The organism is Thalassospira profundimaris, assembly GCF_003326795.1.
GTDB classification, from domain to species: Bacteria; Pseudomonadota; Alphaproteobacteria; order Rhodospirillales; family Thalassospiraceae; genus Thalassospira; species Thalassospira profundimaris_C.
The window spans coordinates 1-603 of the sequence record NZ_JPWI01000037.1 but is presented as its reverse complement, the minus strand read 5'-3'; the positions used below and the strand labels follow the sequence as shown (position 1 = coordinate 603).

Below are 603 nucleotides of genomic sequence, written 5' to 3'. Positions count from 1 at the left end.
CCATGCCGCCGTCAGCAATTTGCAACATCGAGTTGGCCTGACCAACGTTAACGGTTGCCGTTTTCAGAGCCTGGGTGGTTGCGTTGAGACGTGCGCCGATTGCCATGGAAGCAGCATCGTCACGTGCGGAAACAACACGGGTACCAGAAGACAGTTTGGAAAGGGAACGGGTCGCCATCTCATCAGATGCCGACAGGTTACGGTGCGCTACGTTCGCAGCGTAGTTCGAGATAATATTGAGAGCCATATCATATCTCCTACTTGGATAGCTCTAACGGACTGTTCCGCCGAAGGTTACCGACTACGTGTCGGAAATGCCTTTAAGAATCGTCTTGATCACATAAGGCATAACTAAGTTTGCTAATCCTATACTTAGGGTTGGGTGGTTGTCCAGAAAAATCTTAACTGTCAGTTAATCTATATTCTCAATTGCTTAGTGACTATTGTTTGAACTTCTCTGATCTTGCTCGTTGTCAAGGCCGCAAGGAGTAAGAGCAAAATTGATCTGATGGAATATACGATTCGTGCGCGTTGGTTGACCTCGCGTTGCAGAGAGCTCTAGGGCAAAAAAGAAAAAAGGCAGCCCGAAGGCTGCCTTTTGAA

Annotated in this window: 1 protein-coding gene; it reads right to left on the bottom strand. The window is 47.8% G+C overall.

From position 1 onward, the window contains the following. On the bottom strand, positions 1 to 247 hold a 247-nt coding region (locus TH30_RS21920; protein ID WP_472973932.1), incomplete at its 3' end, for a flagellin N-terminal helical domain-containing protein. Between the last annotated feature and the right edge of the window lie 356 nt (positions 248 to 603).